6 protein-coding genes are annotated in these 6,935 nt (G+C 71.5%); all 6 read left to right on the forward strand.

Translation table 11 applies throughout. The features are described from left to right. The first annotated feature begins 602 nt into the window (after nucleotides 1–602). The 6 genes from ACFCZ1_RS29645 to ACFCZ1_RS29670 all read left to right on the forward strand — a co-directional run bounded on the left by ACFCZ1_RS29645 (nucleotide 603) and on the right by ACFCZ1_RS29670 (nucleotide 6,769). Nucleotides 603–1,085 (forward strand): CarD family transcriptional regulator, encoded by a 483-nt coding sequence (locus ACFCZ1_RS29645; protein ID WP_003953493.1) that lies wholly within the window; start codon nucleotides 603–605, stop codon nucleotides 1,083–1,085. Nucleotides 1,086–1,293: 208 nt separating this feature from the next. Next, nucleotides 1,294–2,049, forward strand: a complete 756-nt coding sequence (ispD, locus tag ACFCZ1_RS29650) for a 2-C-methyl-D-erythritol 4-phosphate cytidylyltransferase (RefSeq protein ID WP_376681344.1) — start codon at nucleotides 1,294–1,296, stop codon at nucleotides 2,047–2,049. After that, nucleotides 2,039–2,533 (forward strand): 2-C-methyl-D-erythritol 2,4-cyclodiphosphate synthase, encoded by a 495-nt coding sequence (gene ispF, locus ACFCZ1_RS29655; RefSeq protein WP_376681345.1) that lies wholly within the window; start codon nucleotides 2,039–2,041, stop codon nucleotides 2,531–2,533. The genes ispD and ispF overlap by 11 nt, the downstream gene beginning before the upstream one ends. A 94-nt stretch (nucleotides 2,534–2,627) precedes the next feature. Next, nucleotides 2,628–4,028: a cysteine--tRNA ligase gene (gene cysS / locus ACFCZ1_RS29660; protein WP_376681346.1), complete on the forward strand. Its 1,401-nt coding sequence runs from the start codon at nucleotides 2,628–2,630 to the stop codon at nucleotides 4,026–4,028. Nucleotides 4,029–4,123: 95 nt separating this feature from the next. Continuing rightward, complete coding sequence (gene rlmB, locus ACFCZ1_RS29665; protein WP_376681347.1) at nucleotides 4,124–5,095, forward strand: 23S rRNA (guanosine(2251)-2'-O)-methyltransferase RlmB; 972 nt, start codon at nucleotides 4,124–4,126, stop codon at nucleotides 5,093–5,095. A gap of 180 nt (nucleotides 5,096–5,275) precedes the next feature. Further along, nucleotides 5,276–6,769 (forward strand): DoxX family membrane protein, encoded by a 1,494-nt coding sequence (locus ACFCZ1_RS29670; protein WP_376681348.1) that lies wholly within the window; start codon nucleotides 5,276–5,278, stop codon nucleotides 6,767–6,769. Nucleotides 6,770–6,935: the final 166 nt, after the last annotated feature.

Raw genomic sequence — 6,935 nt, forward strand, 5'->3', positions numbered from 1 at the left:
TCTAAGGGTGTGTCAGCGCGCTTAGGTTACCGAGCCGCCGCCCCGCCCCCGCACCCGACCCTCCGCAGCGCGGCGGCCGCTCCGGGCGGGGTGCCCCACCCACCCGGCGATCTTGCATTCCCGCGTCGTTCACCGCGTCGTTCACCGTGCCGTTCGCCGCGTCGTCCCGGTGCCGTTCCGGAGCCGTTCCGCGTGCCCTTCGCCGCGCCGATCTTGCGGCGCGCGCATATCGTGCGCGGGGCGCCCCGTGATCAATTCCCGGATTCCTCCGAACGTCCCTTCGTGATCAATTCAGGATTGGGCCGGAACCCGCTGCGTACGGGGGCCCGCCAGTCGAACGGAGTAGTTCGGTTTCCCGACACCGAAACCGGCAAATCGGGACGTACGTCACACTGGTGGGGGTGGCGGGCAGGTGTAGCGTGGCCCTTTCCCCTGGTCCGCACAGCACCCCCGACCTGCGAATACCCCCTTCCGGAAGCCTTCCGCAGCACGTTCCTGTTGCTGTTGTCAAGCCCCGAGATGTGCCCTGACCTGCGAAAACGCCATTCATAACAGTCAGTTCTCGTGTTACCCTGGATAGCCACGGAAGGGGTACCTGTCACATGACGTTCAAGGTTGGCGACACCGTGGTCTATCCCCATCACGGGGCCGCGCTGATCGAGGCCATTGAGACTCGTCAGATCAAAGGCGTGGACAAGACCTACTTGGTGCTCAAGGTCGCTCAGGGCGACCTGACGGTTCGTGTGCCTGCGGACAATGCGGAGTTCGTCGGCGTTCGCGACGTAGTCGGCCAGGACGGGCTGGACCGGGTCTTCGAGGTGCTCCGCGCACCGTATGCAGAAGAGCCGACGAACTGGTCCCGGCGCTACAAGGCAAATCTGGAGAAGCTCGCTTCTGGCGATGTCATCAAGGTCGCCGAAGTGGTGCGTGACCTGTGGCGTCGTGAGCGTGAGCGCGGGCTTTCCGCGGGTGAGAAGCGCATGCTCGCGAAGGCGCGTCAGATTCTGGTGAGCGAGCTCGCGCTCGCCGAGAACACGAACGAGGACAAGGCCGAGGCCCTCCTCGACGAGGTTCTCGCGTCCTGACGCGAGTTCCCGTTCATCGAAGTTCATCAAAACAGTGTGTACGCAGTTGTGCCGTGGTGCCCGATGACACTGCCTCTCCTCCACGAGAGGTCTGTCGCCGGGCGCTGCGGCATGTCTGTTTCCATGATTTTCTTCATTGGCGTGCCGGGGGTACCCCCAGGGCCATACCCATGTCGGCCGAAGTCACAAACCTGGCTCGGAGCTACTGATGACTGACGAAACGCGCGCCCACCGCACCGCCGCGGTGATCCCAGCCGCCGGCCGCGGGGTACGCCTCGGCCCCGGCGCCCCCAAGGCCCTGCGGGCCCTCGGGGGCATCCCCATGCTCGTCCACGCCGTCCGGGCGATGGCCCGGTCCCGCGCGGTCTCCCTCGTGGTCGTGGTCGCCCCGTCCGACGGCGCCGCCGAGGTACGCCTCCTGCTCGACGAGCACGCGCTGCCCGACCGCACCGAGGTCCGGGTCGTCCCCGGCGGCGACACCCGCCAGGAGTCCGTGCGCGCCGGCCTGGACGCCCTTCCCGCGGACGTCACCTGCGTGCTCGTCCACGACGCGGCCCGTCCCCTGGTCCCCGTCGAGACCGTGGACTCCGTCGTCGACGCCGTCCGCGACGGAGCCCCGGCCGTGGTGCCGGGCCTGCCGCTGGCCGACACCGTCAAGGAAGTCGAGCCCGGCAGGCACGGTGACCCCGAGCCCGTCCTCGGCACCCCCGAACGGGCCCGGCTGCGCGCCGTGCAGACCCCGCAGGGCTTCGACCTCGCCACCCTGCGGCGCGCGCACGAGGAGTTCGCGGCGGGCACGGCCGACGGCGAGGGCGCCACCGACGACGCCGGCATGGTGGAACGCCTCGGCGTCACCGTCGTGGTGGTCCCCGGCCACGAAGAAGCCTTCAAGGTCACCCGCCCCCTCGACCTGGTCCTCGCCGAGGCCGTACTCGCCCGCAGGAGGGCCACCGATGCCTACTAGTCCCCTGATCCCGCTCGTCGGCATCGGCACCGACGTGCACGCCTTCGAGGCCGGCCGCGAGCTGTGGTGCGCCGGGCTGCTGTGGGAGGGCGAGGACGGCCTGGCCGGACACTCCGACGGCGACGTCGCCGCGCACGCCGCCTGTGACGCCCTCTTCTCCGCCGCCGGCGTCGGGGACCTCGGCGCGCACTTCGGCACCTCCCGCCCCGAGTGGTCCGGCGCCGCCGGCGTCACCCTCCTGGCCGAGGCCGCCCGCATCGTCCGCGCCGAGGGCTTCGAGATCGGCAACATCGCCGTCCAGGTGATCGGCGTACGCCCGAAGATCGGCAAACGGCGCGAAGAGGCGCAGAAGGCGCTCGCCGCCGCGGTGGGCGCCCCCGTCTCCCTCTCCGGCACGACCACCGACGGACTGGGCCTCACCGGCCGCGCCGAAGGGCTCGCGGCGATCGCCACAGCCCTCGTGTACCGGACGAACCGGGCCTGAAAACACCCGGCGGCGGCACTTCTTCGGCAACAAAGGTGCCCCGGGGCCCCAAAGGGTCGCGGGGCACTGCTATGCGCGCACTACCCTGGATGCCGTGACTATTCGCCTGTACGACACCAGCGCCCGGCAGATCCGCGACTTCACCCCGATCACCCCGGGCTGTGTCTCGATCTACCTGTGCGGCGCCACGGTGCAGGCGGCCCCCCACATCGGGCACGTCCGGTCCTACCTGAACTTCGACATCATGCGCCGCTGGTTCACCTACCGCGGCCTCGACGTCACCTTCATCCGCAACGTCACCGACATCGACGACAAGATCATCCAGAAGGGCGCCGAACAGGGCCGCCCCTGGTGGTCCATCGGCTACGACAACGAGCGTGCCTTCAACGACGGCTACGACGCGCTCGGCTGCCTCCCGCCGACCTACGAGCCGCGCGCCACCGGCCACGTGCCCGAGATGATCGAGATGATGCGCGTCCTCATCGAGCGCGGCCACGCGTACGAGGCGGACGGCAGCGTCTACTTCGACGTGCGTTCCTTCCCCGGCTACCTGGCGCTGTCCAGGCAGGACATCGACGACCTGCGCCAGCCCGCCGAGGAGGGCATCACCGGCAAGCGCGACCCGCGCGACTTCGCCATGTGGAAGGCCTCCAAGCCCGGCGAGCCGGACTGGGAGACCCCGTGGGGCCGCGGTCGTCCCGGCTGGCACCTGGAGTGCTCCGCGATGGCGCACAAGTACCTCGGCAGCGCCTTCGACATCCACGGCGGCGGGCTCGACCTGATCTTCCCGCACCACGAGAACGAGATCGTGCAGGCCCAGGCCTTCGGCGACGAGTTCGCCCGGTACTGGGTGCACAACGCCTGGGTCACCATGTCCGGCGAGAAGATGTCCAAGTCCCTCGGGAACTCGGTCCTCGTCTCCGAGATGGTCAAGCAGTGGCGTCCGATCGTCCTGCGCTACTACCTCGGCACCCCGCACTACCGCTCGATGATCGAGTACAGCGAGGAGGCCCTGCGCGAGGCGGAGTCCGCCTTCGCCCGCATCGAGGGCTTCTACCAGCGCGTCATCGAGAAGGCCGGCGGGGCCGTCGAGCCCGCCGCCGAGGTTCCGCCCGCCTTCGCCGAGGCCATGGACGACGACTTCGGCGTCCCGCAGGCGCTGGCCATCGTCCACACCACCGTCCGCCAGGGCAACAGCGCGCTCGCCGCCGACGACAAGGACGCGGCCATCGCCCGGCTGTCCGAGGTGCGGGCCATGCTCATCGTCCTCGGCCTGGACCCGCTCGACCCGCACTGGGCCGGCGAGGCCGACCGCGGCGAGGACCTCCACGGCGCCGTGGACACCCTCGTGCGCCTCGTCCTGGAGCAGCGCGAGTCCGCCCGCGCCCGCAAGGACTGGGCCACGGCCGACGCCATCCGCGACCAGCTCCAGCAGTCCGGACTGGTCATCGAGGACAGCCCGACGGGCCCGCGCTGGACGCTCGGCCCCCGCTGAGCCCGCGCAGCTGAACTTGGTGTGCCGCCCGGCGCTCCGGGCGGCACACTCTTCATACGTACATACCGCAGCATCAAAGAAAACAGGTAGAGGTCATGGCCGGGAACAGCCAGCGCAGGAACCGCCGCACGTCCAACAAGAAGGGCGCCACGGTCGGCAGCGGTGGCCAGCGGCGCAAGGGCCTGGAGGGCAAGGGCCCCACGCCCAAGGCCGAGGACCGCAAGAAGCACAAGGCGAACCGCATCAGCAACGCCATCGCCCGCCAGGCCGCCAAGCGCCGCCCCGCCCCCCGCCGCGGCGGCCCCAAGGGCACCAGCGAGATGGTCGTCGGCCGCAACCCGGTCTTCGAGGCGCTGCGCGACGGCGTACCGGCCACCACCCTGTACGTCCAGCAGTTCATCGACAACGACGAGCGCGTCCGTGAAGCCCTCCAGCTCGCGGCCCAGCGCGGCAACATCAACCTGATGGAAGCCCCGCGCCCCGAGCTCGACCGCATGACCAACGGGCTCAACCACCAGGGTCTGGTGCTCCAGGTCCCGCCGTACGAGTACGCGCACCCCGAGGACCTCACCGCCGCCGCGTACGACGAGGGCGACGACCCGCTGATCGTGGCCCTCGACGGCGTCACCGACCCGCGCAACCTCGGCGCGATCGTCCGCTCCGTCTCCGCCTTCGGCGGCCACGGCGTGGTCATCCCCGAGCGCCGTGCCGCCGGCATGACCGCCGGTGCCTGGAAGACCTCGGCCGGCACCGCCGCCCGCACCCCGGTCTCCCGCGTCACCAACCTGACGCGCGCGCTCCAGGACTACAAGAAGGCCGGCATCACCATCGTCGGTCTCGCCGCCGAGGGTACGCACACCGTCAACGACCTGGAGGAGCTCGGCGGCCCGGTCGTCATCGTCGTCGGCTCCGAGGGCAAGGGCCTCGGCCGCCTCGTCGGCGAGAACTGCGACTACCTCGTGCGCATCCCGATGCCGGGCGGCGCCGAGTCCCTCAACGCGGGTGTCGCCGCCGGCGTCGTGCTCTACGAGGCCGCCCGCCGCCGGGCGGACCGCGGTCGCGTCTGATCGGCCCGGATGGGCCTGACCGGCCCTGATCCGCGAGATCCGCTTGATCCACTTGGCTCACGGAAAGTGACCCGTGAGCGTGTCACCCCGCCCGTTACGGGCGGGGTGGCTTGATCTTGACGGGTCTCGGACACATCCCTGCTGTCAAGGCAGTGTCCTAAACACTGATCACTCGGTTAGATGAGTGTGGACACCAGAACGTCAGGGTTCGACGACCAGCCCGCGCTGAGCATGGTCAAGGTGCCGTGCGACCCCGCACAGGTCATCGTCAACCACGCCAGCTTCCGCGTGCGGCTCGCACCGAGCCCGAGCGCGCGTTCCAAGCCCGCGAACGCCCCCGGCCGGGTACCCGTCCTGGGCGGCGCCGTGGTCGCCGCCGCCGGAGCCACCCGCCGCAGATCGCCCGTGGTCTGGAGCGGCAGGTCCCAGGCCGGCGACTCCGCGGCCATGGGCGGGCTCCTCCAGGCCGTGCGCGGCCACGACGAGTACGACGGCGGCTCCACCCAGGTCATCCCGCGCGTCGACCTGGCCCACGACCTCGCCGACGACACCCTGGCCCCGCCGACCGTCATCGGCCAGCGCACCTACGGGGACCCCGACGGGACGCGCACCATGGCCCCCGTACGGGACCTGCCGTACGGCGACCCGCCCGGCACCCGTCCCGGCGCGGACTCCCGGCGGCCCGGTCCCGACACCCGCGCCCAGGCCTCCTACTACCCCGGCCGCCGGATGAACCTCGGCGTCGTGCTGCTCCCGCTGCGCGTCTTCCTCGGGTTCATCTCCATCTACGCCGGCATGGGCAAGCTGTGCGACCCCGTCTACTTCGACGGCGGCGAGCGCGGCTCCATGGTCACCTGGCTGCACACCCTCCACCCCTGGGCCCTCGCCGAACCGCTGCGCGACTTCGCCCTCGCGCACCCGGTCGGCGCCGGCCTCACGGTGGCGTTCTTCCAGGTCATCGTCGGCGTGCTGACCGTCTTCGGCCTGTGGCAGCGGTTCGCCGCCTGCTTCGGGGCGCTGCTTTCCGCCGCGCTGCTGATGACGGTGAGCTGGAAGACCGTCCCGGCCTACGACGCGCCCGACATCATCTACCTCGCCGCCTGGAGCCCGCTGATCATCGCGGGCGCGCCGGTCTACTCCCTCGACGGGCGCCTCGCCGGTGAAGCCTGGCGCACGCTCGGACCGCGCTCGGAGGTTTGGCGGCTGCGCCGACGCGTACTGCGCCGCGGAGCCGTCATGGCCACCGTCGTGTGCGGGCTCACCCTGCTCATCGGCTCGCTGCTCGGCGGCGCCGTCCGCTCCACCACCGTGGTCACCGTGCCCGGGCCGGGACAGGCCCCCAGCAACTACCTGCCGGGCCGTCCGCTGCCGCAGGCGCCGGCCAGGCAGCAGCCCACCCAGCAGCCGTCGTCCAAGGCGCCGCAGCCCTCGGCCACCCCCTCCGAACCGGCCGCGAAGTCCGGCAGGACCCCGTCGTCCGGCGCCCCGGCCCGCGAGACCGCCGGACCCCGCTCCGAGTCGCCCACCGCGACGAAGGGCACCACCAGCAGGCAGACCCCGCGCAGCACGCCGCGGCAGTCCAGCTCACCGAGGGCGCCGGCCACCTCCTCGGGGTCCACGAGCGGCGGGGCCCCGACCAAGCAGCCCGGCCTCATCGGCGGAATCATCGGCTGAGCACTCCCGACAGCCCGACGCAACGGGGGCCCGGCACGCACGGCGTGCCGGGCCCCCCCCGGCGGGCCCGGCCCCCCCGGGGGGGGCCGGGCCCGGGGGGGGGGGGGGGGGGGGGGGGGGGGGGGGGGGGGGGGGGTATTGGCCTCGTCGTCACCCTGCGCTGCGT

Source organism: Streptomyces sp. NPDC056224 (genome assembly GCF_042267665.1).
GTDB lineage: Bacteria > Actinomycetota > Actinomycetes > Streptomycetales > Streptomycetaceae > Streptomyces.

What these genes read in the sequence shown, in the direction of transcription:
- ACFCZ1_RS29645 (WP_003953493.1), top strand. Translation starts at nt 603, where the DNA reads ATGACGTTCAAGGTTGGCGACACCGTGGTCTATCCCCATCACGGGGCC.
- ispD (WP_376681344.1), top strand. Translation starts at nt 1,294, where the DNA reads ATGACTGACGAAACGCGCGCCCACCGCACCGCCGCGGTGATCCCAGCC.
- ispF (WP_376681345.1), top strand. Translation starts at nt 2,039, where the DNA reads ATGCCTACTAGTCCCCTGATCCCGCTCGTCGGCATCGGCACCGACGTG.
- rlmB (WP_376681347.1), top strand. Translation starts at nt 4,124, where the DNA reads ATGGCCGGGAACAGCCAGCGCAGGAACCGCCGCACGTCCAACAAGAAG.
- ACFCZ1_RS29670 (WP_376681348.1), top strand. Translation starts at nt 5,276, where the DNA reads ATGAGTGTGGACACCAGAACGTCAGGGTTCGACGACCAGCCCGCGCTG.